At 72.9% G+C, this 25,605-nt stretch carries 22 protein-coding genes; 17 read left to right on the forward strand and 5 right to left on the reverse strand.

All coding sequences use genetic code 11. The features are described 5' to 3' along the window. Positions 1-126: 126 nt before the first annotated feature. The 3 genes from AB0D93_RS01395 to AB0D93_RS01405 all read left to right on the forward strand — a co-directional run bounded on the left by AB0D93_RS01395 (position 127) and on the right by AB0D93_RS01405 (position 2,972). Entirely contained in the window at positions 127-1,554 is a 1,428-nt protein-coding gene (locus AB0D93_RS01395) for a DUF2252 domain-containing protein (RefSeq protein ID WP_362111828.1), read from the forward strand. A 209-nt stretch (positions 1,555-1,763) separates the two neighbouring features. Further along, entirely contained in the window at positions 1,764-2,576 is an 813-nt protein-coding gene (locus AB0D93_RS01400) for a hypothetical protein (RefSeq protein WP_362110966.1), read from the forward strand. A 48-nt stretch (positions 2,577-2,624) separates the two neighbouring features. Further along, complete coding sequence (locus tag AB0D93_RS01405; protein ID WP_362110969.1) at positions 2,625-2,972, forward strand: rhodanese-like domain-containing protein; 348 nt, start codon at positions 2,625-2,627, stop codon at positions 2,970-2,972. Positions 2,973-2,995: 23 nt separating this feature from the next. Here AB0D93_RS01405 and AB0D93_RS01410 read toward each other — a convergent pair whose 3' ends face one another. Continuing rightward, a complete protein-coding gene (locus tag AB0D93_RS01410; protein ID WP_362110972.1) occupies positions 2,996-4,138 on the reverse strand; it encodes an acyl-CoA dehydrogenase family protein in 1,143 nt (380 codons plus the stop codon). Positions 4,139-4,587: 449 nt separating this feature from the next. Between AB0D93_RS01410 and AB0D93_RS01415 the strand changes: the two genes are divergently transcribed. From AB0D93_RS01415 to AB0D93_RS01425, 3 genes are read left to right on the forward strand one after another with little or no spacing between them, the layout of a single operon-like run. Beyond that, complete coding sequence (locus AB0D93_RS01415) at positions 4,588-5,532, forward strand: DUF5819 family protein (protein ID WP_362110975.1); 945 nt, start codon at positions 4,588-4,590, stop codon at positions 5,530-5,532. Next, positions 5,529-6,788: an HTTM domain-containing protein gene (locus tag AB0D93_RS01420; protein ID WP_362110978.1), complete on the forward strand. Its 1,260-nt coding sequence runs from the start codon at positions 5,529-5,531 to the stop codon at positions 6,786-6,788. Before AB0D93_RS01415 ends, AB0D93_RS01420 begins: the two co-directional genes overlap by 4 nt. After that, positions 6,785-7,540, forward strand: coding sequence for a TrmH family RNA methyltransferase (locus AB0D93_RS01425; protein ID WP_362110981.1), 756 nt, complete (start codon positions 6,785-6,787; stop codon positions 7,538-7,540). Before AB0D93_RS01420 ends, AB0D93_RS01425 begins: the two co-directional genes overlap by 4 nt. Here AB0D93_RS01425 and paaN read toward each other — a convergent pair. Next, positions 7,537-9,228 (reverse strand): phenylacetic acid degradation protein PaaN, encoded by a 1,692-nt coding sequence (paaN, locus tag AB0D93_RS01430; RefSeq protein ID WP_362110984.1) that lies wholly within the window; start codon positions 9,226-9,228, stop codon positions 7,537-7,539. The two genes, AB0D93_RS01425 and paaN, sit on opposite strands and share 4 nt — an antisense overlap. A 159-nt stretch (positions 9,229-9,387) precedes the next feature. On the opposite strand from paaN, the gene AB0D93_RS01435 reads away from it, so the two are divergent. Both AB0D93_RS01435 and AB0D93_RS01440 read left to right on the forward strand, forming a co-directional pair. Beyond that, a complete protein-coding gene (locus AB0D93_RS01435) occupies positions 9,388-10,902 on the forward strand; it encodes a 3-hydroxyacyl-CoA dehydrogenase (RefSeq protein WP_362110987.1) in 1,515 nt (504 codons plus the stop codon). Beyond that, a complete protein-coding gene (locus AB0D93_RS01440; RefSeq protein ID WP_362110990.1) occupies positions 10,899-11,486 on the forward strand; it encodes a TetR/AcrR family transcriptional regulator in 588 nt (195 codons plus the stop codon). Before AB0D93_RS01435 ends, AB0D93_RS01440 begins: the two co-directional genes overlap by 4 nt. A 7-nt stretch (positions 11,487-11,493) precedes the next feature. Here the strand turns inward: AB0D93_RS01440 and AB0D93_RS01445 are convergent, their stop codons facing one another. Further along, complete coding sequence (locus AB0D93_RS01445) at positions 11,494-11,979, reverse strand: Lrp/AsnC family transcriptional regulator (RefSeq protein WP_362111832.1); 486 nt, start codon at positions 11,977-11,979, stop codon at positions 11,494-11,496. Positions 11,980-12,169: 190 nt separating this feature from the next. Between AB0D93_RS01445 and pdhA the strand changes: the two genes are divergently transcribed. The 7 genes from pdhA (at position 12,170) to AB0D93_RS01480 (ending at position 20,162) form a co-directional block, all read left to right on the forward strand. Further along, positions 12,170-13,324, forward strand: a complete 1,155-nt coding sequence (gene pdhA / locus AB0D93_RS01450; protein WP_362110993.1) for a pyruvate dehydrogenase (acetyl-transferring) E1 component subunit alpha — start codon at positions 12,170-12,172, stop codon at positions 13,322-13,324. Beyond that, complete coding sequence (locus tag AB0D93_RS01455; protein ID WP_362110996.1) at positions 13,321-14,325, forward strand: alpha-ketoacid dehydrogenase subunit beta; 1,005 nt, start codon at positions 13,321-13,323, stop codon at positions 14,323-14,325. Before pdhA ends, AB0D93_RS01455 begins: the two co-directional genes overlap by 4 nt. After that, positions 14,325-15,692 (forward strand): dihydrolipoamide acetyltransferase family protein, encoded by a 1,368-nt coding sequence (locus AB0D93_RS01460; protein WP_362110999.1) that lies wholly within the window; start codon positions 14,325-14,327, stop codon positions 15,690-15,692. Before AB0D93_RS01455 ends, AB0D93_RS01460 begins: the two co-directional genes overlap by 1 nt. 69 nt (positions 15,693-15,761) lie before the next feature. After that, complete coding sequence (locus tag AB0D93_RS01465) at positions 15,762-16,667, forward strand: NTP transferase domain-containing protein (RefSeq protein WP_362111002.1); 906 nt, start codon at positions 15,762-15,764, stop codon at positions 16,665-16,667. Further along, positions 16,664-18,013 carry a molybdopterin molybdotransferase MoeA gene (locus tag AB0D93_RS01470; protein ID WP_362111005.1) on the forward strand — a complete coding sequence of 450 codons (1,350 nt, stop codon included), beginning with the start codon at positions 16,664-16,666 and terminating at the stop codon, positions 18,011-18,013. Before AB0D93_RS01465 ends, AB0D93_RS01470 begins: the two co-directional genes overlap by 4 nt. Then, positions 18,010-19,107, forward strand: a complete 1,098-nt coding sequence (locus AB0D93_RS01475) for a potassium channel family protein (RefSeq protein ID WP_362111008.1) — start codon at positions 18,010-18,012, stop codon at positions 19,105-19,107. Before AB0D93_RS01470 ends, AB0D93_RS01475 begins: the two co-directional genes overlap by 4 nt. A gap of 74 nt (positions 19,108-19,181) precedes the next feature. Further along, entirely contained in the window at positions 19,182-20,162 is a 981-nt protein-coding gene (locus AB0D93_RS01480; RefSeq protein ID WP_362111011.1) for an NAD(P)H-quinone oxidoreductase, read from the forward strand. 58 nt (positions 20,163-20,220) lie between these two features. On the opposite strand, the gene AB0D93_RS01485 is transcribed toward AB0D93_RS01480, so the two are convergent. Then, entirely contained in the window at positions 20,221-21,012 is a 792-nt protein-coding gene (locus AB0D93_RS01485; protein WP_362111014.1) for a hypothetical protein, read from the reverse strand. Between the two features lie 182 nt (positions 21,013-21,194). Between AB0D93_RS01485 and AB0D93_RS01490 the strand changes: the two genes are divergently transcribed. Further along, entirely contained in the window at positions 21,195-21,737 is a 543-nt protein-coding gene (locus tag AB0D93_RS01490) for a bacterial proteasome activator family protein (RefSeq protein ID WP_362111017.1), read from the forward strand. Positions 21,738-21,948: 211 nt separating this feature from the next. On the opposite strand, the gene AB0D93_RS01495 is transcribed toward AB0D93_RS01490, so the two are convergent. After that, entirely contained in the window at positions 21,949-23,568 is a 1,620-nt protein-coding gene (locus AB0D93_RS01495) for a protein kinase (RefSeq protein ID WP_362111020.1), read from the reverse strand. A 343-nt stretch (positions 23,569-23,911) separates the two neighbouring features. Between AB0D93_RS01495 and AB0D93_RS01500 the strand changes: the two genes are divergently transcribed. After that, a complete protein-coding gene (locus AB0D93_RS01500; protein WP_362111023.1) occupies positions 23,912-25,558 on the forward strand; it encodes a protein kinase in 1,647 nt (548 codons plus the stop codon). Positions 25,559-25,605: the final 47 nt, after the last annotated feature.

Here is a 25,605-nt window from a genome sequence, read left to right on the forward strand (position 1 = left end):
CGGGTTGTCCACAGGGAGTTATCCACAGGGTCTGACGCGTGCTGGGCGTCGGTTGTACGGTCTGCACGAGTTGATGTTCGTGCCGACGGGTGTTCGGGGGAGGCGGTCGCGGTGACCGGAGCCGGTGTGGAAGTGGTGGCGGACGCGGTGGACGCGGTGGACGCGGAGAAGCGCCGGCTGCCGCGGGTGCGCGGGTTCGCCCAGTGGCCACGGCAGGGCTCGCCCAAGGAGGAGGGCAAGGCGCTGCGTTCGAGCGTGCCGCGCGGTGCCCACCGCACGCTCGACCTGGACGCCGCCCGCCCCGACGCGGTGAGCGCGGTCGTCGAGTCCAACGCCGGCCGTATGGAGGAGCTGACCCCCATCCGCGTCGGGCGGATGGCTGCGACCCCCTTCGCGTTCCTGCGCGGTTCGGCCGGCCTCATGGCCTACGACCTGGCCCGCACCCCCATGACCCGGATCGGCACCCAGATATGCGGGGACGCGCACGCGGCCAACTTCGGCCTGTACGGCGACCCCCGCGGCGACCTCGTCATCGACCTCAACGACTTCGACGAGACCGTGCACGGCCCGTGGGAGTGGGACCTGAAGCGGCTCGCCACCTCGCTGGTGCTCGCCGGGCGGGAGGCAGGTGCCGACGAGGACACCTGCCGCGCGGCCGCCCAGGACGCGGTGGGCGCCTACCGCCGCACCATGCGGCTGCTGGCCAGGCTCCCGGTCCTGGACGCGTGGAACGCCATCGCGGACGAGGAGCTGGTCTCCCACACCGACGCCCACGACCTGCTCGGCACCCTGCAGCGGGTCTCGGAGAAGGCCCGCGCCAACACCAGCGGCCGGTTCGCGGCGAAGTCGACCGAGACGGTGGCAGACGGCGGACGGCGGTTCGTGGACGCCCCACCGGTCCTGCGCCGCATCCCGGACACCGAGGCCGCGGCCGTCGCCGCGTCCCTGGAGGCGTACGTCGACACGCTCAGCGAGGACCGGCACCCCCTGCTCGCCCGGCACGCCGTGCACGACGTGGCCTTCCGGGTCGTCGGCACCGGCAGCGTCGGCACCCGGTCCTACGTCGTGCTGCTCCTCGACCACCGCGAGCAGCCGCTGGTGCTCCAGGTCAAGGAGGCCCGGCCCTCCGCGCTCGTCCCGCACCTGGCCACCGCCGGCTTCACGACCCCAGCGGTGGAGCACGAGGGCCGCCGGGTCGTCCTCGGCCAGAAGCGCATGCAGGTGGTCAGCGACATCCTGCTCGGCTGGACGACGGTCGGCGGGCGCCCCTTCCAGGTACGCCAGTTCCGCAACCGCAAGGGCAGCGTCGACCCCGCCGCCCTCGCCGCCGACCAGATCGACGACTACGGCCGTATGACCGGCGCCCTGCTGGCCCGTGCCCACTCCCACAGCGCCGACCCCCGCCTGATCGCCGGCTACTGCGGCAAGAACGAGGAGCTCGACGAGGCGATAGCCGCCTTCGCCGTCGCCTACGCCGACCGCACCGAGGCGGACCACACCGAGCTGGTGGAGGGGATCAGGACGGGACGGATCGCGGCCGAGCCGGGGGTGTGAGGAGGACGGGACGTGAGCGGCGCGGGCTGTGGCCGTATACGGCTCCGCCGCGTGGGCCCGCGAGCACCCACGACGGACACGCACCCGGCACCGACCGTCGCGGCCCAGGGCGATACCCCGCACGAAACCTACGGCGATACCCCGCGCGGGACCTACGGCAAGACCCCGCACCCCCCGTCCGAGCCGGGCGCAGCGGCTACGCTGGGCGCGTGACGACCCCGGAAGCCGAACAGTCCCAGGCACCGCGGCCCGAGGAACGGCTCGAACAGGCCGTACGGGCCGCCGAGCAGGCGTTGATCGAGTACGAGATCGCCGTGGAGACCTTCCGCGTCGAGGTCGAGAACTTCTCCCGGCTGCACGAACAGCGGCTCGGCCCCCTCTACGCCCGTATCGAGCAGCTGGACGCCGAGATCGCCGAGGCCAGGGCCGTCCGCACCGGCGATCCGGAGGACATCCGCCGCGCCGAGGAGGCCCGCGCCCGGGTCCTGCCGATCCCCGGCGTGGAGGAACTGCTGCACGGCTGGATGGACGGCCACGGTCTGTTCCCGGAGGCCGCCGCCATGCTCACCGAACAGGCCGTACGGCCGCCGGAGCGGGTGCGGCCCAGCGAGGAGGCCCGCAAGCTCTACCGCGACCTGGCTCGCAAGGCCCACCCCGACCTCGCCCAGGAAGAAGAGGAACAGAAGCGGCGTGAGGAATTCCTCACCCGCGTCAACGCCGCCTACGCCCGCGGTCACGAGGCGCTGCTGAAGGAGCTGGCCGAGGAGTGGGCGGCCGGCCCGGTTCCGCCCGAGCGGCGCCCGAGCCCGGCCGAGGAACTGTACGCGCGCCTCGAATGGCTCGCCCAGCGCAAGGAACTCCTCACCCTCGTCGCACGCGAACTGGAGGACGGCGCCATCGCCGGCATGCTCCGGCTCGCCCCGGACGACCCCGACGCGCTGCTCGAGGAGATCGCCGACAGGCTGCGTGCCGACATCGCCCAGCGGGAGGCGCAGCTGGCGGCCCTGCTGGAACAGGGCTGAACGCGGCTCGTTCCGGTGGCACCGGCGCGTTCGGGTAGCGTCGGGGACATGAACTTCGCAGCTCGTGTACCCACGGTCGAGGTCACGGACCTCAAGGACGGCGACTTCCTCCTGGACGTCCGCGAGGACGACGAGTGGCAGGCGGGCCATGCCCAGGGAGCGCTGCACATCCCCATCAGCGAGTTCGTGGCCCGTTACGGAGAGCTGACCGAGGCCGCCCCGCAGGACGGCCGCGTTCACGTCATCTGCCGCTCCGGCGGCCGCTCGGCGCAGGTCACCATGTACCTGGTCCAGCAGGGCATCGACGCGGTGAACGTCGACGGCGGCATGCAGGTCTGGCAGGCCGCCGGCCGCGAGGTGATCACGGACGACGGTCAGCCCGGCTTCGTCCTGTAGCCCCCGGCCCCGGGGGCGTGCGGTCAGCCCAGCGGATGGGCCGCGAGCAGGTCCCCGAGCCGCTCCTCGTACGCCGCCGCGGGGCCGAGCGCCAGCTCCAGGTGCTTGGCCCAGGCGTGATAGCGGTGCAGCGCGTAGTCGGTGTCGGCGCCGAAACCGCCGTGCAGGTGCTGGGCCGTCTGCACCATCCGGCGCACCCCCTCCGCCGCCCAGATCTTCGCCACGGCGACGTCCCCGGCGGCGGGCAGTGCCCCCGGCGCACCCGAGGCGATCCGCCACGCGGCCTGCCACAGGGTGGCCTCCATGGCGCGCAGATCGATGTACCGGTCGGCGGCCTGCACGGCCACCGCCTGGAACGTCGCGATCGGATACCCGAACTGCTCCCGCTTGCCGGTGTACTCGGCGGTCATGCCCAGCACCCGCTCGCCCAGCCCGAGTGCCAGCGCGCAGACACCGGTGGCCAGCAGCGCGTGGAGCCACTCCCAGGCACCGTCCGCCTCGATGACGTCGGCCGCGTCGATCCGTACGGACGTGAGCCGCAGCTCGGCCAGCCGCTCCCCGCTGGTGGACACCTGCTCGGCCGGCACCAGCCCGTCCGCCTCACGCGGGACCAGCGCGAGCACGGTCCGTTCGGCGGCCCCTCCCTCCAGATGCGCCGGTACCACCACGAGGTCCGCGTCGTACGCCCACGGCACCGCCGTCTGCACCCCGTCCAGCACCCATGCCGTCCCGTCCCGCCGTGCGCCGACGGCCAGTCCGGCCGGGTCGTGGCCGCTGCGGCCGTGCGCCGCGACGGTCAGCACCAGCTCGCCCCGGCCGGCCCGCGCCAGCAGACGCCCCGCCAACTCCGGTCCGCCGTAGGCCTGTACGGTCGCTGCCGCCGCGCTGTGCTCCAGCAGCGGTACCCGGGCGAGCACCTTGGCGGACTCCCTGAGCACCAGGCACAGCGCGATCGCGTCCAGGCCGGAACCGCCGTGTGCCTCGTCGAGCAGCAGACTCAGCAGGTCCGCCTCGGCCAGCCGGGACCACAGCTCCCGGTCGAAGCCCTCGGCCACGGCCCCTGTGGTGAGCGCCGGGCTGGGCACCGCGTCCGGGGCCACCGCGGCGAACACCCCGCGCGCCGCCTCGGCCGCCGCCCGCTGCTCCTCGGTGAAGGTGAAGTCCACGGCCTGTCCCTCCGACGGGGGTCGGTGATCTGACGGTGCGTCAAGATAGAACAGGTTCTAGAAGAAGGGAATGGGGGTGGAGCCGTGGCGTTCCCGGAGGTCCAGCCTCCCCCGTCCCGACCGATCGTTCGGTCCACGTGCGTTCATGGCTTGCCGGGCCCGCGAGGGGCGTCAACCGCTGTGGAAAACTCCGGCGGGCGGGCTGTGGACGACCTGCGGGAGGCCGGGTGCGGGCAGGGCCCGGCGCCGTGCCGCGTGGCGAGGACCACGGTCCTCGCCCGTACCCGGGGCTGCGCCCGGTGGCCCGGGCTGAGTACCGTTCCGTGCTACGCCCAGGAGGGGCGTACGTGAAGCATGGGACGCTCGTGGCGGGCGCCACTCCACTGAGCGGGACCACTGAGCGGGCCCACTGAGCCGAACGACTGAGCCGAAACGGGGGACGGGGCGGAATGGACGCGTACGACGAGGACCCGGGGGTCCGATCCGGCCCCGGCGGGTCGGTGGGGGCGCGTCTCCCGGAGGGTTCCCCGGCCGACCCGGCTTCGCCGACGGGCACGGATGCCACGGGCGGCGTGGACCCGGCGGCCGGCGAGGAGCCCGACGGCGATCGCGGCGGGCAGGCGGCCCGGGCGGCCGGGCGGGACGAGCAGGCCCGGACAGCCACCCCGCAGGGGCCCGCCGGTCCGGGCGGGGCCACCCGTCCGGTCACCGCCGCGGGGCCCGGCGCACCCGTGCTGCCGCCCTCCGGGCCCCGTACCGGAGTGGCCGCCCTCTCCCCCCGCTACCAGGTCGCCGCCGCGGCGGTGGTCGCGGTGGTCGCGGTCGCGGCCTGTGTGCATCTGCTGATGGTGTTCCTCAGCCTCGCCCCCGCCAACACCGTGACCAAGCAGCACGGCAAGGCGGTCGAGGAGTGGGTGTACCCCGAGTTCGAGCAGAACTGGAAGCTGTTCGCGCCCAACCCGCTGCAGCAGAACATCGCCGTCCAGGTGCGAGCCGTGGTGCGGACGAAGAGCGCCGGTCTGCGCACCACCGGGTGGACCGACCTGTCCGCCCAGGACGGTGCCGCGATAGACGGCAACCTGGTGCCGAGCCACGCCCAGCAGAACGAGCTGCGCCGTGCCTGGGACTTCTTCACCGCCACCCACAGCGCCGACAACCGCCCCGTGGGCATGCGCGGCTCGCTCTCCGAGCAGTACCTGCGCCGGATCGTGGTGATGCGCCTGTACCGGACCTCTCCGGCCGACGGCGTCATCCAGCGCGTGCAGATCCGTTCCAGCACCACCAATGTGCAGCCGCCCCGGTGGAGCGGTGAGCGCGTGTCCGACAAGCCCGTCTACCGAGTACTGCCCTGGTGGACCGTGACGGCCGACGAGGCAGCGGGAGGCGTGAAGTGAACAGGCTCTCCCTGACCCTCTCGCGCGGTGTCGCCAAGGTCACCGAGGCGGCTCTCGGGCCGTACCAGAGCGCGGTGGTGCGCATCGGGTTCGCCGGGACGTGGCTGCTGTTCCTGCTGCGCGAGTTCCCGCACCGCCAGGAGCTGTACGGCCCGGCCGGACCCTGGGGCTGGAACCTCGCCAAGGAGCTGACGGCCGACAACCACGCCTTCACGGCCCTGCTGTGGACCGACGGGCAGCTGTGGTTCGAGTCTTTCTACCTGCTGGCGATACTCGCCGCCGCCGCGCTGCTCGTCGGCTGGCGCACCCGGACGGCGTCGGTGCTGTTCATGGTGGGCGTGCTGTCGCTGCAGAACCGCAGCGTCTTCGTGGGCGACGGCGGCGACAACGTGCTGCACCTGATGTCCTTCTACCTCGTCTTCACGCGCTGCGGACAGGTCTGGTCCCTGGACGCGCGGCGGGCGGCACGCGTGGAGGCGGCACGCGAGCGTGGGGAACGGGTGGCCGCCGACCGGGTGGGACCGGCCCTGTGGGCGGTGTTCGGCCTGGTGCTCGTCCTGGCGACGTTCACCGGCCGGTTCGCCAACGGCTGGCTGATCCCCGCGTTGCTGTGGACGGCGTGGGCGGGACTCGCCCTGTGGTGGGCCGCCGGCCGCCGGCCGAGGTCGTCGGAGCCGCGGATCCTGCTGGACGCCGTCGCCAACGTCCTGCACAACGGCGCCCTGGTCGTGATCATGGCGGAGGCCTGCCTGATCTACGCGACGGCCGGCTGGTACAAGATCCAGGGCTCGCGCTGGCAGGACGGCACCGCCGTCTACTACCCGCTCCACCTGGACTACTTCTCGCCCTGGCCCGCCCTGGCCGACCTGATGTCCTCCAGCGGCACGATCATGGCCGTCGTCGCCTACGGCACGGTCATGGTGCAGGTCGCCTTCCCGTTCACCCTGTTCAACCGGCGGGTCAAGAACGTCCTGCTGGTGCTGCTGATGATCGAGCACTCGGTGATCGCGGTCGTGCTCGGCCTGCCGTTCTTCTCGCTGGCGATGATCACCGCGGACGCCGTCTTCCTGCCGACGCCGTTCCTGCGCCGGCTGGGCACACTCGCCGTACGCGCGTGTGAGCGGTTCGCCCGGCGTGACGAGCGCACGGTGCCCGCGCCGCGCTCCCCTCAGGAGAGCGCCGAGGACGGCTCCCAGGGCCGATGGGACTCCCCCCGCGCGAGCGCGGCCGAGCGTGGGGGAAGGTTCACCGCATGACCGACCCGCTGGCCCGCTGGCTCGCGCACGCCGACGACGCCGTGCTGCTCGACGGCTTCCACGCCCTCAAGCACGCACTGCGCTTCGGGGCCGAGGTCCCCGTGGCGATCACCACGGACCGGCGGGCGGCCCTCGCCCTCGCCGAGGAGCTGGCGGAGGACGTCCAGGACGCACTGGACGCGCTGCTCACCCAGGTGCCCGCGCAGACGTACGCCTCGCTCGTCCCGCGGCCCCACCCGACCGGCGTGGCCGCGCTCGCCGTACGGCCGTCCCGCGAGGCCGCTCTGCGCAGGCTCGCCCGCATCCCGCGCAGCGCGCCCGTCGTGGTCCTGGACAACCCGCGCAACCTCGGCAACGCCGGGGCCGTGATCCGGCTGGCCGCCGGCTTCGGGGCGACCGGGGTGGTCACCACGGGCACGCTCGACCCCTGGCATCCGACGGTGGTGCGCGGCGGCGCCGGACTGCACTTCGCGACCGCCGTCGAGCGCCTCGGCGTCGACGAGCTGCCCCCGGGGCCGGTGTTCGCCCTGGACCCCGAGGGCGACGACATCCGGGGCGTCAGGCTCCCGGACGACGCCGTGCTCGCGTTCGGCTCGGAGCGCAGCGGCCTGTCGGACGAGCTGCGCGCGCGTGCCGACCGGCTGCTGCGGCTTCCGATGCGCCCCCAGGTCTCCAGCTACAACCTCGCCACCAGCGTGGCGATGACGCTGTACCACTGGAGCGCCACGGGAGGCGTGGTCCCGGCCTCCTAGGCCTCCCGGCGTACCTCCACCACCCGGAAGCGGCTGGCCACGAACGCGCCGTCGGTGAGGGCCGCGTTCGCCGCCGGGTTGCCGCCCGAGCCGTGGAAGTCGGAGAACGCGGCGGTCTGGTTCACATACACCCCGCCGGTGAGGTTGAGCGACAGCTGGGCCGCCTCCTCCAGGCACACCTCCTCGACGGCCTGCTCCACCTCGCTGTCGGTGGTGTAGGCGCCGACCGTCATCGCGCCCTTCTCCCGGACCGTGCGGCGCAGCAGCTCCACCGCGTCGCTCACCGAGTCGACCGCTACGGCGAAGGAGACCGGGCCGAAGCACTCGCTCATGTAGGCCGCCTCGTCGTCCGGCTTGGCGCCGTCCAGCTTCACGACGACCGGGGTGCGCACGACCGCGCCCGGGAACTCGGGGTTGCTGATCTCCCGTGAGGCGAGGGCGACTTCGCCGAGGCCGGCGGCGGCCTCCAGGCGGGCCTTGACGTCCGGGTTGACGATCGCGCCCAGCAGGGCGTTCGCCCGGGCGTCGTCGCCGAGGAGGCCGTCGACCGCGCGGGCGAGGTCGGCGGTGACCTCGTCGAAGGTCTTGGGGCCCGCGTCGGTGCGGATGCCGTCCCGCGGGATGAGCAGGTTCTGCGGGGTGGTGCACATCTGGCCGCTGTACAGGGACAGCGAGAACGCCAGGTTGGACAGCATGCCCTTGTAGTTGTCGGTGGAGTGCACGATCACCGTGTTGACGCCGGCCTTCTCGGTGTAGACCTGCGCCTGCCGGGCGTTGGCCTCCAGCCAGTCGCCGAAGGACGTCGACCCGGTGTAGTCGATGATCCGGACCTCGGGGCGGGTGGCGAGCGTCTTGGCGATGCCCTCGCCGGGGCGCTCGGCGGTCAGCGCCACCAGGTTCGGGTCGAAGCCCGTCTCGCTGAGCACCTGGCGCGCGGCCTGCACGGTCAGCGCGAGCGGCAGCACCGCGCGGGGGTGCGGCTTGACCAGGACCGCGTTGCCGGTGGCCAGGGAGGCGAACAGGCCCGGGTAGCCGTTCCAGGTCGGGAAGGTGTTGCAGCCGATGACCAGGGCGAGGCCGCGCGGGACCGGCGTGAACTGCTTGGTGAGCGCCAGCGGGTCGCGCTTGCCCTGGGGCTTGGTCCACTCGGCCGCCTGGGGCGTGCGGACCTGCTCCGCGTACGCGTACGCCACCGCCTCCAGGGCGCGGTCCTGGGCGTGCGGGCCGCCCGCCTGGAAGGCCATCATGAAGGCCTGGCCGCTGGTGTGCATGACCGCGTGCGCGAACTCGTGCGTCCGGTCGCTGATCCGCTTGAGGATCTCCAGGCACACCATCGCCCGGGTCTCCGCGCCCGCGTCCCGCCAGGCCCGCTGCCCGGCCCGCATCGCGGGGATCAGCACGTCCACGTCCGCGTGCGGATAGCTGACGCCCAGCTCGACGCCGTACGGCGACACCTCGCCGCCCACCCAGTCGTCCGTGCCGGGCTGGCCGAGGTCGAGCCGGGTGTTCAGCAGGGCGTCGAAGGCGGCCTTGCCCGCCGCCGCGTCCAGGCTGCCGTTCTCGCCGTAGGCCTTCGGATGCTCGGGGTGGGGGGACCAGTACGCGCGCGTGCGGATCGCTTCCAGGGCCTGGTCAAGGGTGGGCCGGTGCTTCGCGATCAGCTCGTGGGCGGTCAGTTCGGCGGCCATGCGGGACCAACTCCTCGTCTGGAGAACTCGTCGTCGAGTTCGTGACCTTGCAGAAAGAGCAGCGGGATCGGGCGGTCAGAGCTAGAGTAACCGAACGATCGGTCGGGACAAGGGGGTCCGCCGCATCTGTGGACAACGTCGTGCGGGAGGATCGCGCACATGACAGCACTCGACCTCAGCAGCCCCGTGGCCGTCGTCGGCACCGGCACCATGGGCCAGGGCATCGCCCAGGTCGCGCTGGTCGCCGGCCACCCCGTGCGGCTCTACGACGCCGTCGCCGGGCGTGCCCGGGAAGCGGCCGCGGCCATCGGTGCCCGCCTGGACCGGCTCGCGGACAAGGGCAGGATCACCGGCGCCGACCGGGACGCGGCCCGCGCCCGCCTCGAGCCCGCCGAGAGCCTGACGGAGCTGGCGGACTGCGGGCTGGTCATCGAGGCCGTCCTGGAGCGGCTCGACGTCAAGCAGCAGCTCTTCGGCGAACTGGAGGAGATCGTCGCCGAGGACTGCCTGCTCGCCACCAACACCTCCTCGCTGTCGGTGACGGCCATCGGCGGGGCCCTGCGCCGGCCCGGCCGCTTCGTGGGCCTGCACTTCTTCAACCCGGCCCCGCTGCTGCCGCTGGTCGAGGTCGTCTCCGGGTTCGCCACCGACGTCGCGTCGGCCACGCGCGCGTACGAGACCGCCCGCGCCTGGGGCAAGACCCCGGTGGCCTGCGCCGACACCCCGGGCTTCATCGTCAACCGGATCGCCCGGCCGTTCTACGCCGAGGCCTTCGCCGTCCATGAGGCCCAGGCCGCCGACCCGGCCACCATCGACGCGGTCCTGCGCGGGTCCGGCGGGTTCAGGATGGGCGCCTTCGAGCTGACCGACCTGATCGGTCAGGACGTCAACGAGTCCGTGACCCACTCCGTGTGGCAGTCCTTCTTCCAGGACGTGCGCTTCACGCCGTCCCTCGCCCAGCGCCGGCTGGTGGAGTCCGGACGCCTCGGCCGCAAGACCGGCCACGGCTGGTACGACCACTCCGAAGGCGCCGAGGCGCCCGAGCCGCACACCGCCGACAAGGAACAGCCGCCCGCGTACGTCGTCGCCGAGGGCCGCCTCGGCCCCGCGGCCGAACTGCTCACGCTGATCCGCGAGGCGGGCATCCAGGTCCGCGAGGAGGACGAGGACAACGGCACCCGGCTGGTGCTGCCCAGCGGCGGTCAGCTGGTGCTCGCCGACGGCCAGACCGCCGTGGAGTTCCGCGACGTCGTCTACTTCGACCTCGCCCTCGACTACCGCACCGCCACCCGCATCGCCCTGTCCGCCTCCCAGGACTCCTCGCCGCACACCCTCGCTGAGGCCACGGGCCTCTTCCAGGCACTCGGCAAGGACGTCAGCGTCATCGGCGACGTCCCCGGCATGATCGTCGCGCGCACCGTCGCCCGGATCATCGACCTCGCCCACGACGCCGTCGCCAAGGGCGTCGCCACCGAGGAGGACGTCGACACGGCCATGCGCCTCGGGGTGAACTACCCGCTCGGTCCGTTCGAGTGGGACCGCAGGCTCGGCCGCGAGTTCGCCTTCGACGTCCTGGACGAGATGCACGAGCGCGACCCCTCCGGACGCTACGCGCCCTCCCTCGCGCTCTATCGCCACGCGTATGCCATCGACAAGCGGGAGGGCACCCCATGACCACGGCCAGACGCGACACGTACACGCCCGAGACGCTGCTCTCCGTGGCCGTCCAGGTCTTCAACGAGCGCGGTTACGACGGCACCTCCATGGAGCACCTGTCCAAGGCGGCCGGCATCTCCAAGTCGTCGATCTACCACCACGTCAGCGGCAAGGAGGAGCTGCTGCGCCGGGCCGTCAGCCGCGCCCTGGACGGCCTGTTCGCCATCCTGGACGAGGAGCACGCGCGCGTGGGGCGGCCCGTCGACCGGCTGGAGCACGTCGTACGGCGCATGGTCGAGGTGCTCATAGGCGAGCTGCCGTACGTCACGCTGCTGCTGCGGGTGCGCGGCAACACCGCGACGGAGCGGTGGGCGCTGGAGCGGCGCCGTGACTTCGACCACCGGGTCGCGGAACTGCTGAAGGCCGCGGCGGCCGACGGGGACGTGCGCGGCGACGTCGAGGTCCGGCTGGCCACCCGGCTGGTCTTCGGGATGATCAACTCGATCGTGGAGTGGTACCGGCCGGACCCGCGGGGCGCCGGCGAACGCGAGGTCGCCGACGCGGTGGCCCGGCTGGTCTTCGCGGGACTGCGCCAGGACTAGGTCCCGCTCACGCCTCCGGCTCCAGGTCCTCCTCCTCGAACACCAGCAGCGTGCGGGTGCTGAGCACCTCGGGGATGGCCTGGAGCCGGGTGAGCACCAGTTCGCGCAGCGCCCGGTTGTCGGGCGTGTGCACCAGCAGCAGTACGTCGAAGTCGCCTCCCACAAGAGCGATGTGGGAGGCGCCGGGCAGCTGTCTGAGCTGCTCGCGGACCGTGCGCCAGGTGTTCTGGACGATCTTCAGCGTGACGTAGGCGGACGTGCCGTGCCCCGCCCGCTCGTGGTCCACCCGCGCGCTGAACCCGCGGATGACACCGTCCTCGACGAGCCGGTTGATGCGCGCGTAGGCGTTGGCGCGCGAGACGTGGACGCGTTCGGCGACGGACCGTATCGAGGCGCGGCCGTCCGCCTGCAGCATCTTCAGGATGTCCTGATCGATGGCGTCCAGCGGACGCGGGGGCGGCAGCGCCGTGCCGTCCTGCGGTCCGTCGGCCATTTGTTCAGCTGCCATTGCCCCCCGCTCCCTCGCCGTGGACGTCCTGCGTTCATTCCAGGCTGTGGAGAACCGTTTGTCCACAGCCTGGAGGGAGCTGTAGCCAAAATGTGCCGGCGACCGAACAATCGGTTGGTGAGACGGCTCACAGCCGACCCGTCTCCCGTAGCCGCTCCCACGAGGAGGTGCCGTCATGACGGTCATGGAGCAGCGGGGCGCTTACCGGCCTTCCCCGCCGCCCGCCTGGCAGCCCCGCACGGATCCCGCGCCGCTGCTGCCCGACACCGAGCCGTACCGCGTCCTCGGCACCGAGGCGGCCGCCAAGGCCGACCCGGACCTGCTGCGCCGGCTCTACGCACAGCTGGTCCGCGGTCGCCGTTACAACACGCAGGCCACCGCGCTCACCAAGCAGGGCCGCCTCGCCGTCTACCCCTCCAGCACCGGCCAGGAGGCCTGCGAGGTCGCCGCGGCCCTGGCCCTGGAAGAACGTGACTGGCTCTTCCCCAGCTACCGCGACACGCTCGCCGTCGTCGCCCGGGGCGTGGACCCCGTCGAGGCCCTCACCCTGCTGCGCGGCGACTGGCACAGCGGCTACGACCCCCACGCGCACCGCGTGGCGCCCCTCTCCACCCCGCTCGCCACCCAGCTGCCGCACGCCGTCGGGCTCGCGCACGCCGCCCGCCTCAAGGGCGACGACGTGGTCGCGCTCGCCCTGGTCGGCGACGGCGGCACCAGCGAGGGCGACTTCCACGAGGCGCTGAACTTCGCCGCCGTCTGGCAGGCCCCGGTCGTCTTCCTCGTGCAGAACAACGGCTTCGCCATCTCCGTCCCGCTCGCCAAGCAGACCGCCGCCCCCTCCCTGGCCCACAAGGCCGTCGGGTACGGCATGCCGGGCCGGCTGGTCGACGGCAACGACGCGGCGGCCGTGCACGAGGTCCTCAGCGACGCGGTACGGCACGCGCGTGCGGGCGGTGGCCCGACCCTGGTGGAGGCGGTGACCTACCGCATCGACGCCCACACCAACGCCGACGACGCCACCCGCTACCGGGGCGACGCCGAGGTCGAGGCCTGGCGCGCCCACGACCCGATCGAGTTGCTGGAGGCGGAGCTGACCGCGCGCGGACTGCTCGACGAGGCCGGCATCGACTCGGCAAGGAAGGACGCCGAAGCGATGGCCGCCGCCCTGCGCGAACGCATGAACCGCGATCCCGAGCTGGACCCCATGGCCCTCTTCGACCACGTCTACGCCGAGACCACCGCCCAGCTGCGCGAACAGCGCGCCCTGCTGCGGGCCGAACTGGAAGCCGAGCAGGAGCAGCACGGCGAGCAGGAAGGCGGCGCCCGATGACCACCGTGGCCGTCAAGCCCGCCACCATGGCGCAGGCCCTCACGCGCGCGATGCGCGACGCGATGGCCGCCGACCCCGCCGTGCACGTCATGGGCGAGGACGTCGGCACCCTCGGCGGTGTCTTCCGGGTCACCGACGGCCTCGCGAAGGAGTTCGGCGAGGACCGCTGCACCGACACCCCGCTCGCCGAGGCCGGCATCCTCGGCACCGCCGTCGGCATGGCCATGTACGGCCTGCGCCCGGTGGTCGAGATGCAGTTCGACGCGTTCGCCTACCCGGCGTTCGAACAGCTCATCAGCCATGTCTCGCGGATGCGCAACCGCACGCGCGGGAAGATGCCCCTGCCGATCACCGTCCGTGTCCCCTACGGCGGCGGCATCGGCGGCGTCGAGCACCACAGCGACTGCTCCGAGGCCTACTACATGGCCACGCCGGGCCTGCACGTCGTCACGCCCGCCACCGTCGCCGACGCCTACGGCCTGCTGCGCCAGGCCATCGCCTCCGACGACCCCGTCGTCTTCCTGGAGCCCAAGCGGCTCTACTGGTCCAAGGACTCCTGGAACCCCGAGCACCCGACCGACGTGGAACCCCTCGGCCGTGCGGTGGTGCGCCGGCCCGGCCGCAGCGCCACGCTGATCACCTACGGCCCCTCCCTGCCGGTCTGCCTGGAGGCCGCCGAGGCCGCGCAGGCCGAGGGCTGGGACCTGGAAGTGGTCGACCTGCGCTCGCTGGTGCCGTTCGACGACGAGACGGTCTGCGCGGCCGTACGGCGCACCGGACGCGCGGTCGTCGTCCACGAGTCCACCGGCTTCGGCGGGCCGGGCGGCGAGATCGCGGCCCGGATCACCGAGCGCTGCTTCCACCACCTGGAGGCGCCGGTGCTGCGCGTGGCCGGCTTCGACATCCCCTACCCGCCGCCCATGCTGGAGCGGCACCACCTGCCCGGCGTCGACCGCATCCTGGACACCGTGGCCCGGCTGCAGTGGGAGGCCGAGGGCTGATGGCACAGGTGCTGGAGTTCAAGCTGCCCGACCTCGGCGAGGGACTCACCGAGGCGGAGATCGTCCGCTGGCTGGTCCAGGTCGGTGACGTCGTCGCCGTCGACCAGCCGGTCGTCGAGGTCGAGACGGCCAAGGCGACGGTCGAGGTGCCCTGCCCGTACGGCGGCGTGATCACCGCCCGCTTCGGGGAGGAGGGCACCGAACTGCCCGTCGGTGCCCCGCTGTTGACGGTGGCCGTGGGCGAACCGTCGGCCGCCGCGGAGCCGGAGGGCTCCGGCAACGTCCTCGTCGGTTACGGCACACAGGCCCCCGCGGCCCGGCGGCGCCGGATACGGGCCGCGTCCGCGGGCATGGACGCGGCGAACGGGCAGGCCCGGCGAGCGGAGGCCCCCGGGGAGGTGCGGGCCGAGCGGAACGGAAGGTCCCGGCAGCCCGCGACCGCCGCCACGCCCCACGCGCGCGTGACGGCACCGGCGCCCGCCGAGGGACCCGTCCCGGTGATCTCCCCGCTCGTGCGCAGGCTCGCCCGGGACAACGGCCTGGACCTCAGGCAGCTGTCCGGCTCGGGGCCCGACGGGCTGATCCTGCGCGCCGACGTCGAGGACGTCCTGCGACGGGCCACGACCACCAGCGCCCCCGCCGCACCGGAGCCGGTGCGCGCCGCCACGGCACCCGGGGGCGGCCTCCGTGTCCCGCTCAAGGGCATCCGGGGCGCCGTCGCCGACAAGCTCTCCCGCAGCCGCCAGGAGATCCCGGACGCCACCTGCTGGGTCGACGCCGACGCCACCGAACTCATGCGTGCGCGTGCCGCCATGAACGCGACCGGCGGGCCGAAGATCTCCCTCCTCGCGCTGCTCGCCCGCGTCTGCACGGCTGCTCTCGCCCGGTTCCCCGAGCTGAACTCCTACGTCGACGCCGAGGCCCGCGAGGTCGTCCAGCTCGACCACGTCCACCTCGGGTTCGCCGCGCAGACCGAGCGCGGGCTGGTCGTGCCGGTCGTCCGGGACGCCCAGGCGCGCGACGCCGAGTCGCTGACCGCCGAGTTCGCCCGGCTCACCGAGTCCGCCCGCACCGGGGCGCTGACACCCGGGGAGCTGACCGGCGGGACCTTCACGCTGAACAACTACGGGGTCTTCGGTGTCGACGGCTCCACCCCGATCATCAACCACCCCGAGGCGGCCATGCTCGGCGTCGGCCGGATCGTCCCCAAACCATGGGTGCACGAAGGCGAGCTGGCGGTGCGCCAGGTCGTCCAGCTCTCGCTCACCTTCGACCACCGGGTGTGCGACGGCGGCACGGCGGGCGGCTTCCTGCGGTATGTGGCGGACTGTGTGGAACAGCCGGCGGTGCTCCTGCGCACCCTGTGACGCACGCGGGGCCCGGAAGGAAGGCCCCGCGGACGATACAAGCGGCACCCCCCGGGACATACTCGGGGGGTGACCGACAACGCCGCCCCCGGGACGCCGGTGCCGTACGACGCCGTCGTGCTGGCCGGCGGTGCCGCCCGGCGGCTCGGCGGGGCCGACAAGCCCGGCCTGCGGGTCGGGGGCCGGACACTCATCGACCGGGTGCTCGCGGCCTGCGCGGACGCCGGGAAGACCGTCGTGGTGGCCGACAGGCGGCCCACCGCCCGGCCGGTGCGCTGGGTGCGCGAGGAACCCGCCGGCGCCGGGCCGGTCGCCGCGCTGGACGCCGGGCTGCGGCTCACCACCGCCGACCACACCGTCGTCCTCTCCGCCGACCTGCCCTTCCTCCAACCGGCGACGCTGCGGCGGCTGTTGGCCGCCCTCGGCGAAACCGGGGCCGACGGGGCGCTGCTCACCGACGCCGACGGCCGGGACCAGCCGCTCGTGGCCGCCTACCGCGCCGCCGCGCTCCGCCGCGAGCTGGCCGCCCTCGCGGCCGGTCCCGACGGCCTGACCGGACTGCCCCTGCGCCGGCTGACCGGCGCCCTCCGCCTCACCCGCGTCCCGGACCCGCTCGCGTCCTTCGACTGCGACACCTGGGACGACCTCGTCAACGCCAGGGCACGCATCAGGGAGCATGGGCACGTGTTGGATGAATGGATCTCCGCAGTCAAGGACGAGCTGGGCATCGACCTGGACGTCGACACCGGCGTTCTGCTCGACCTGGCCCGTGACGCCGCGCACGGCGTCGCCCGGCCCGCCGCCCCGCTGACCACCTTCCTCGTCGGCTACGCCGCGGCCCGGGGCGAGGGAGGCCCCGAGGCCGTCGCCGAGGCCGCGCGCAAGGCCGCCGCGCTCGCGCTGCGCTGGGCGGAAGAGAACGGCAAGCGCGGCACAGAGAACAGCGGGGGCCCGAGCGCCCCGGACGCCGGATGACCGCCCCCGGAACCCGGGCCGGAGCACCCGCCGACGACAGCGACGAACTCGACGTCGAGGAGGCCCTCGCCCTCGTGAGAGAGCCCAGGGGCGACCATCCGGGCCGGCTGTCCGCCCCGGCGCCCGAAGCACACGGCGAGCGGCACCGGGCCACCTCCTGGCACCGGGCCCGTGAGATCGCCGCCCGCGCGGCCCGCGCCCGGCTCCGCCGTGCCCCCGTCTCCGTGCCGCTCGGCGACGCCCTCGGCCTGGTCCTGGCCGCCCCTCTGGACGCGCTCACCGACCTGCCGTCCTTCGACACCTCCGCGATGGACGGCTGGGCGGTCGCCGGACCCGGGCCGTGGGAGGTACGGGAGGAAGGGGTGCTCGCGGGGAACGCCCAGCCCGAGCCGCTCACCGACGGCGAGGCGGTCCGTATCGCCACCGGCGCCCGCATCCCGGCCGACACCACCGCGGTCCTGCGCAGCGAGCACGGCCGCACCGACACCCAGGGCCGGCTCCACGCCACCCGGGAGATCGTGCACGGCCAGGACATTCGCCCGCGCGGCCAGGAGTGCCGCAGCGGCGACCAGTTGCTGCCCGTCGGCACCCGGGTCACCCCCGCCGTGCTGGGGCTCGCCGCGGCGGCCGGGTACGACACCGTCACCGCCGTACCGCGTCCCCGCGTCGAAGTCCTCGTGCTCGGCGACGAATTGCTGACCGAGGGACGGCCGCACGACGGGCTGATCCGGGACGCGCTCGGCCCCATGCTGCCGCCGTGGCTGCGCGCGCTCGGCGCCGAGGTCGTCGCGGTGCGCCGGATCGGCGACGACGCCAAGGCGCTGCACAAGGCCGTCAAAGGCGCCACGGCCGACCTGATCGTCACCACCGGAGGCACCGCCGCCGGCCCCGTCGACCACGTCCACCCCGTCCTGGAGCGCGTCGGCGCCGAACTCCTCGTCGACGGCGTCAAGGTGCGTCCCGGCCACCCCATGCTGCTGGCCCGCACCAAGGACGACCAGCACCTCGTCGGCCTGCCCGGCAACCCCCTCGCGGCCGTCTCCGGCCTGCTCACGCTCGCCGAGCCGCTGCTGCGCACTCTGGCCGCCCACCCGGCTCCCGAGCCGTACACGCTGCCGCTGAAGGAGGCGGTGCAGGGACACCCGTACGACACCCGGCTGATCCCCGTGGTGCTGCGCGGGGATCGTGCCGTACCGCTGCACTACAACGGTCCGGCCATGCTCCGCGGTATCGCCGCCGCCGACGCGCTGGCCGTCGTACCGCCCGGAGGGGCCCGGCAGGGCGAGGAGGCGGAGCTGCTGGACCTGCCGTGGGCGGCGGCCGGCATCGAGGTGTGTTTCACGTGAAACTTCCGGGCCATGACGCCATCGCCCGTCCGGCGGGCGAGGATCTGGTGACCGATCGGGTGAAACTCCCGAGGAAAGTGGTGGACCGCCCGATCCGCCAGGTCGTCAAACGGCTGCTCATGGCCCTGCTCGTGCTGGTCGCCACCGCGATGGTCGTCTACGCCGACCGTGACGGCTACCACGACGACGCCGGCGGTTCGGTCGGTCTGCTCGACGCCTTCTACTACGCGACCGTGACGCTGTCCACCACCGGCTACGGCGACATCACCCCGGTCAGCGACGGCGCCCGGATCACCAACATCTTCGTCATCACGCCCCTGCGCGTGCTGTTCCTGATCATCCTGGTCGGTACCACGCTGGAGGTCCTCACCGAACGGACCCGGGAGGAGTGGCGCCTGAACCGCTGGAGGTCCGCCTTGCGCGATCACACCGTCGTCATCGGCTTCGGCACCAAGGGACGCTCGGCGATCCAGACCGTCTGTGCGACGGGGCTGAAGAAGGAGCAGGTGATCGTGGTCGACCCGAGCGCCAAGGCGGTCGACGCCGCGACCGCCGAGGGTTACGCCGGGGTCGTGGGCGACGCGACGCGCAGTGACGTGCTCAAGCGGGCCGAGGCGCACAAGGCCCGGCAGATCATCGTGGCCCCGCAGCGCGACGACACCGCCGTCCTCGTCACGCTGACCGCGCGGCAGCTCAACCGGGGCGCGAAGATCGTGGCAGCCGTGCGTGAGGAGGAGAACGCGCCGCTGCTCAAGCAGTCCGGGGCCGACGCCGTCATCACCTCCGCGAGCGCGGCCGGCCGGCTGCTCGGGCTCTCCGTGCTCAGCCCCGCCGCCGGCATGGTCATGGAGGACCTGATCCAGCAGGGCAGCGGGCTGGACCTGGTCGAACGTCCCGTGGTGCGCGGCGAGGTGGGCAAGCGGACGCGCGAGACCGAGGACCTGGTGATCAGTGTCGTACGAGGGCACCGGGTGCTCGGATACGACGATCCGGCGGTCGGCACGCTGCAGCTGACGGACCGGCTGATCACCATCGTGCGGGCGAGTCCCGGGGCCCAGGTTGCCCCGGGCACACGGCCGCTGCCCCGCGACTGACCCGGCACCCCCGACCAACGGGAGCGAGCGGGTCTGCCCCGGAGCCGGCCCGGGTGGGGAGTAGCGTCGCGGACATGCATGCGATCACGATTCCCGAACCTGGTGGTCCCGAGGCGCTGGTGTGGGCGGAGGCCCCCGACCCGGTGCCCGGCGAGGGCGAGGTGCTGGTCGAGGTGGTGGCCAGCGCCGTCAACCGTGCCGACATCCTGCAACGGCAGGGCTTCTACAACCCGCCGCCCGGGGCCTCCCCCTACCCGGGCCTGGAGTGCTCCGGCAGGATCGCCGCGCTCGGCCCCGGGGTGTCCGGCTGGGCCGTCGGCGACGAGGTGTGCGCGCTGCTCGCGGGCGGTGGGTACGCCGAGAGGGTCGTCGTACCGGCCGGGCAGCTGCTGCCCGTGCCCGAGGGCGTCGACCTCAGGCAGGCGGCCGCGCTGCCCGAGGTGGTCTGCACGGTCTGGTCCAACGTGTTCATGGTCGCCCATCTGCGGCCCGGCGAGACGCTGCTCGTGCACGGCGGGTCCAGCGGCATCGGCACCATGGCGATCCAGCTCGCCAAGGCCGTCGGTGCCAAGGTCGCGGTGACGGCCGGTACGAAGGAGAAGCTGGAGCGCTGTGCCGAGCTGGGCGCGGACGTCCTGATCAACTACCGCGAGCAGGACTTCGTCGCCGAGATCAAGCAGGCCACCGGGGGTGCGGGGGCCGATGTGATCCTCGACAACATGGGGGCCAAGTATCTGGACCGCAACGTCCAGGCGCTTGCCGTCAGCGGGCGGCTCGCGATCATCGGCATGCAGGGCGGGGTGAAGGGTGAACTGAACATCGGCACCCTGCTCAGCAAGCGGGCCGCGATCAGTGCGACCTCGTTGCGGGCGCGGCCGGTGAGCGAGAAGGCGGCGATCGTGGCGGCCGTGCGGGAGCATGTGTGGCCGTTGGTGGCCGGTGGCCATGTGCGGCCGGTCGTGGACCGGGAGGTGCCGATGGCGGAGGCGGCGGAGGGGCATCGCGTGGTGGAGGCGAGCGGGCACATCGGGAAGGTGCTGCTGGTCGCTCCGTAGGGCCGCGGGGCCGGGGCGGCACGCTGTTCCGGAGTACGACCGCGGGTGCTTGCCGTCGTCAGTCCCGGCGGAGTCTGAGGCCCAGGAAGGCCAGGGCCAGGCCCAGGCCTATGAGGACCAGGCCGCTGCCCAGGGGGAGTATCTGCAGGACCGGTGCGGGGGCGGTCTGGCCCTGGGAGGCGGGGTTCTGTGCCGGGGGTTGGTTGAGGCCGGCCTCGTCGGGGACGTTCGAGGGGGGCGGTGTCAGGGTGGGGAGGTCCGCCGTCTCCGGCTCCTCCGGCCGGCCGGAGGCGGGGGTCCGGGTGGGGACGGGATAGTCGTCGCCCTCCACCTCGGCCGCGGGCCCGTCCGGCCGGCCCGGCCGCATCCGCCCCTCGCCGGCCGGGCTGCCCGCCCGGGTCGGCGCAACGGCTCCGGGCGGGCGGTACGAGGCCGAGGCGGAGTCGGAGGGCATGGGTATCGGGGCGGGTTCGGCGAGAGGGGAGCCGGTCCGACCGGGACCGGGACCCTGATCGTGCCCGGCGGAGTCCGCAGGGCCGGAGCCGGGCTCGTGCGGGCGTTCGAGTGGGGTGTGCTCCGGGGGTACGGGGCGGTACGGGCCGCCCCCGCCTATCGGCGGGACGGAGCGGTGCGGACGTCCCGCCCCCGTGGAGCCGCCGGGGCCGGGCTCGGCGGTGTACGACGGCTTGGGGTGCCCGGGTATGGTGCCGTACGCCGGGGTGGTTTGCCCAGGTATGTTGCCGTACGCCGGGGGTGTTTGCCTGGGTATGGCGCCGTACGCGGGCAGGGCCGCGGCGAGGGCGAGGAGCGGTCCTGTGCAGCGGAGCGTGATGCGCAGCCATGGAGTCACGTCGGTGACCTCCCGGAGCCCGGATGTCCTGATCGCCGGATCGATGAATGAGCGACGGGTACAACCCTCACATTCAGTGGCGAACAAGGCATTTCAGAGTGCGCCGTCGGGGCTAAACGGTGGATCAGCCCCATGAGGGGGCACCACGGTGATGAGGTGTAGGCGTGCGAGAGAATGGCGGCATGGAGATGCCGAGGAACGAACGGTCGCCGGAGAACCCCCAGATCCTCGTCGTGGGCCAGGACGGGATGGCTCTCGGCGGCGGCAACGGGGACGACGAGTCCCGTGAGACCCCGGTGACGGAGCAGGTGGAACAGCCGGCCAAGGTCATGCGGATCGGCAGCATGATCAAGCAGCTTCTGGAGGAGGTGCGTGCGGCTCCTCTGGACGAGGCCAGCCGGGTGCGGCTGAAGGAGATCCACTCCAGCTCGGTGAAGGAGCTGGAGGACGGCCTCGCGCCGGAACTGGTCGAGGAACTCGAGCGGCTCTCCCTGCCGTTCAACGACGACGCGACCCCGAGCGACGCGGAACTGCGCATCGCACAGGCCCAGTTGGTGGGCTGGCTGGAAGGCCTCTTCCACGGGATCCAGACGACGCTGTTCGCCCAGCAGATGGCCGCGCGGGCCCAGCTGGAACAGATGCGCCGCGCGCTTCCGCCCGGCGTGACGGGACACGAGGGCGACGACCCGCGCACGGGCGGCCGGTCCGGCGGCCCGTACCTGTAACCACGGGGGCCGTTCCCGTAAGCACCCAGGCCATACCTGAAACGACCGGGGCCCGGCACGGAAAGCGCCGGGCCCTGCCTCTGTGCGAGAGGCCGGTCAGTACCTCGGGTTGAGCGGACCCTCGGATCCGGAGCCGTCGCCCCGGGTGAGGGGGCGTCAACCTCCGTCTGACCCGGTCGCTTTCGGGACGCCGTCGCGGTCGTCCCGGCCGTCACTGCGGCGGATTGCCCGTGGAGACGGTCAGTTCGATGGTGCCCGGGTGCTTCGGGTCGATGTTCGTGCCCGCCGAGGGGAACTGGTCCAGGACGGTGTCCTTGCCCCAGGTGTTGTCGTCCTGGGGCGTGACCTTGTACATCCAGTGGGCGGCCTGGAAGCAGGCCTTCACGGAGGTGACGTCCTTGTAGCGGAAGTCGGGCAGTTCGACCTTGGTCTCGTCGTTGTAGGCCTCGGTCGGCTCGGTGCACTTGGTCTTGTCGATCTGCCGCGTGGTGTCCGGACCGCGGTAGCCCGCCGGGTGGGAGGAGGACGCCGAGGTGCCGCCGCTGCCACCCTTGTGGTTGGGGTCGTTGTTCATCATCAGCGCGGCGACCAGCGCGCCGACCGCGACGAGCGACACCACGATCGAGCCGATGATCACCGGCCTGTTGCCCTTGCCGCCGGCCACGGACGTCTGGGCGGCCTGCTGGGGCGAGATGGTGTACGGCGGCGGGGTCGGCGCGGTCTGCGGGCCGTAGCCCATCGAGGGCGGTGTCGGGTAGCCGCCCTGCTGCGGGTAGCCGTAGGCCGCGGCCGGTGTCTGCGGAGTGCCGTACGGGCCCGGCTGGTACGGCGTCTGGACCGGGCCGGGGGCTGCCTGGGCGGTCCGGTCGACCGGCGGGAACACCGCGGAGCCGACGCCCGCGCCGCTCTGCGTCGGCCCGGCGCCCGGCACGATGCTCGGCGCGGCCGCCTGGAAGGAGGCGGCGACGCGCAGGCACTCGTCCCGCATGGCCTCGGCGGTCGGGAAGCGCTCGTTCGGGTTCTTCTTCAGCGCGCGGGCGACCAGCGCGTCCACCGCGGGCGGCAGGGACCGGTTGACCGAGGAGGGCGCGACCGGCTCCTCCTGCACATGCGCGTAGGCGATCGCCAGCGCCGAGTCCGCGTCGAACGGCAGCCGCCCGGTGACCAGCTGGAACAGCATGATGCCGACCGAGTACAGGTCGGAGCGGGCGTCCACGCCGCGGCCGAGGGCCTGCTCGGGCGAGAGGTACTGCGGGGTGCCGACGACCATGCCGGTCTGTGTCATCGACGTCACACCGGACTGCATGGCACGGGCGATGCCGAAGTCCATGACCTTGACCACGCCACGCTTGGTCACCATCACGTTGCCCGGCTTGATGTCGCGGTGGACCAGCCCCATCTCGTGGCTGATCTCCAGCGCCGCCAGCACGTCCGCGGTGACCTTCAGCGCCCTGTCGGCGGGCATCGCGCCGTACTGCCGGATGTCCTCCTCGAGGACCGAGCCCAGCGGGCGGCCCTCGACGTACTCCATGACGATGTACGGAGTCGTCAGACCACCCAGATCGTCCTCGCCGGTGTCGAAGACGGAGACGATGTTGGTGTGCGTGAGCTTGGCCACGGCCTGTGCCTCGCGGCGAAAGCGCTCGCGGAAGGCCTGTTCCCGGCCGAGTTCCGTGTGAAGGGTCTTGATCGCGACCTGGCGGTCGAGCACGGCGTCGTACGCCAGGTGCACCGAGGCCATGCCGCCCTCGCCGAGCAAGTCGCGCAGTTGGTAGCGGCCACCGGCCAGAGCCTGTCCCGCGTACCGGCCGTGTGCGCCGTCCTGGCTCATCTCTCCGCGTCCCCCACTGGCCGTCCGGCGCCTTCGCTCATCGCACGGGCCTTGATCGAATGTGTCATTCCCGGCCAAGTCTGCCCCAGGCCACTGACACGTCAAGCGCGGTGCCCGTTCCGTGACCGTACGCGCAAGAAGCGTCGCGCAAGCGTTACAGGGGCCGTACGACCGGCACACAGAATTTGCACGACAGCGCGTGCTAGGGGTTTCATGGCCGGTCCGGCTTCGGCCGGTCCCGGTTCCGGTTCCGAACCGGTGGCTCGCGCGGAGGCTGTAGCGTGGCCGACGGAGACCGTGACAACACCGCGCGCACCGCGGGCAGAAACGACGGCGAGGACTGATGGCACAGACGCAGCGCGCCCAGGGCCCGTCCGACCCCGAGGCGAGTGGCGGCGGCATGTCGGACGCGCCGGAGATGTGGGGCAACGGCGGGCTCGTCGGCGACGGCCGGTACCGGCTGACGCACCGGCTGGGCCGGGGCGGCATGGCCGAGGTGTTCGCGGCCGAGGACGTCCGTCTGGGCCGTACCGTCGCGGTCAAGCTGCTCCGCGCCGACCTGGCCGAGGACCCGGTCTCCAAGGCCCGCTTCACGCGCGAGGCGCAGTCCGTCGCCGGTCTGAACCACCACGCGATCGTCGCCGTGTACGACTCCGGCGAGGACTTCGTCGGCGGCCAGTCCGTGCCGTACATCGTGATGGAGCTGGTCGAGGGCCGCACCATCCGCGATCTGCTGATGAACGCCGAGGCGCCGGGACCCGAGCAGGCCCTGATCATCGTCTCCGGCGTGCTGGAGGCGCTCGCCTACTCGCACCAGCACGGCATCGTGCACCGTGACATCAAGCCCGCCAACGTGATCATCACCAACAGCGGTGCCGTCAAGGTGATGGACTTCGGCATCGCGCGCGCCCTGCACGGCGCCTCGACAACGATGACGCAGACCGGCATGGTCATGGGCACGCCGCAGTACCTCTCCCCGGAGCAGGCGCTCGGCAAGGCCGTGGACCACCGCTCCGACCTGTACGCGACCGGCTGCCTGCTGTACGAACTGCTCTCGCTCAGGCCGCCGTTCACCGGCGAGACCCCGCTGTCGGTGGTCTACCAGCACGTCCAGGACATCCCGACGCCGCCCTCGGCGGTCGCCGAGGGCTGCCCCCCGGAGCTGGACGGCCTGGTCATGCGCTCGCTCGCCAAGGAGCCGGACGACCGGTTCCAGACGGCCGAGGAGATGCGCGGCCTGGTCCAGTACGGCCTGCAGATGCTCTACGAGGCGGGCGGGCACACCGGCACCTGGAACACCGGCCCGGTGGACGCGCACGACGGCCGGCAGACTCCGCCGGGCGGTTTCACGAGGACGACCGCGATGCAGCACCCGGGCGACTTCGGCTCGGGCACCGCGCAGATCCCGCAGCCGATCCTGCCGCAGGGATACGGCAACGGCGACGACGGCGGCTTCGAGGGACACGGCAACAAGGGCAGCGGCCGCGGCAGGCTGTGGATCCTCGCCGTCTTCGCGGTCATCGCGATCGCGGCGGGTGTCGCGCTGGCGCTCAAGCACGCGGGCCACAGCACCGGCACGGGTACCGACACCAAGCCGCCGGCGACACACTCGACGTCCACGAAGGACCACTCGGACTCCCCGAGCCCGTCGGACGACACCACGGACCAGCCCTCGGACACCGCCACCGACAACGGCTCGGACTCGGGTTCGGGCGGGTCCGGCTACACGCCGACGGACCCGCAGACCTCGCAGTCGCAGTCCACGGGGCCGACGGACGAGCCGACGGACCCGCAGACCTCGCCGTCGCAGTCCTCGGACCCGACGAGCGGCGGCACGGACACCGGTACCACCAACGGCGGTACCGACACCGGCACGACGAACGGCGGCACGGACACCGGCACGACGAACGGCGGCACCGACACGGGCACCACGGACGGCACCAGCGTCGGGAACACCACCGTCGGCGGCGCGGGCGACCCCACCGGTTGAAGGACGCCCACGGCGCCCCCGAAGGCCTCCTTCTGAGCCGCCCCCGG

Origin of the sequence: Streptomyces sp. NPDC048191 (assembly GCF_040652655.1) — a bacterium.
In the GTDB taxonomy this organism is placed as follows: Bacteria; Actinomycetota; Actinomycetes; order Streptomycetales; family Streptomycetaceae; genus Streptomyces.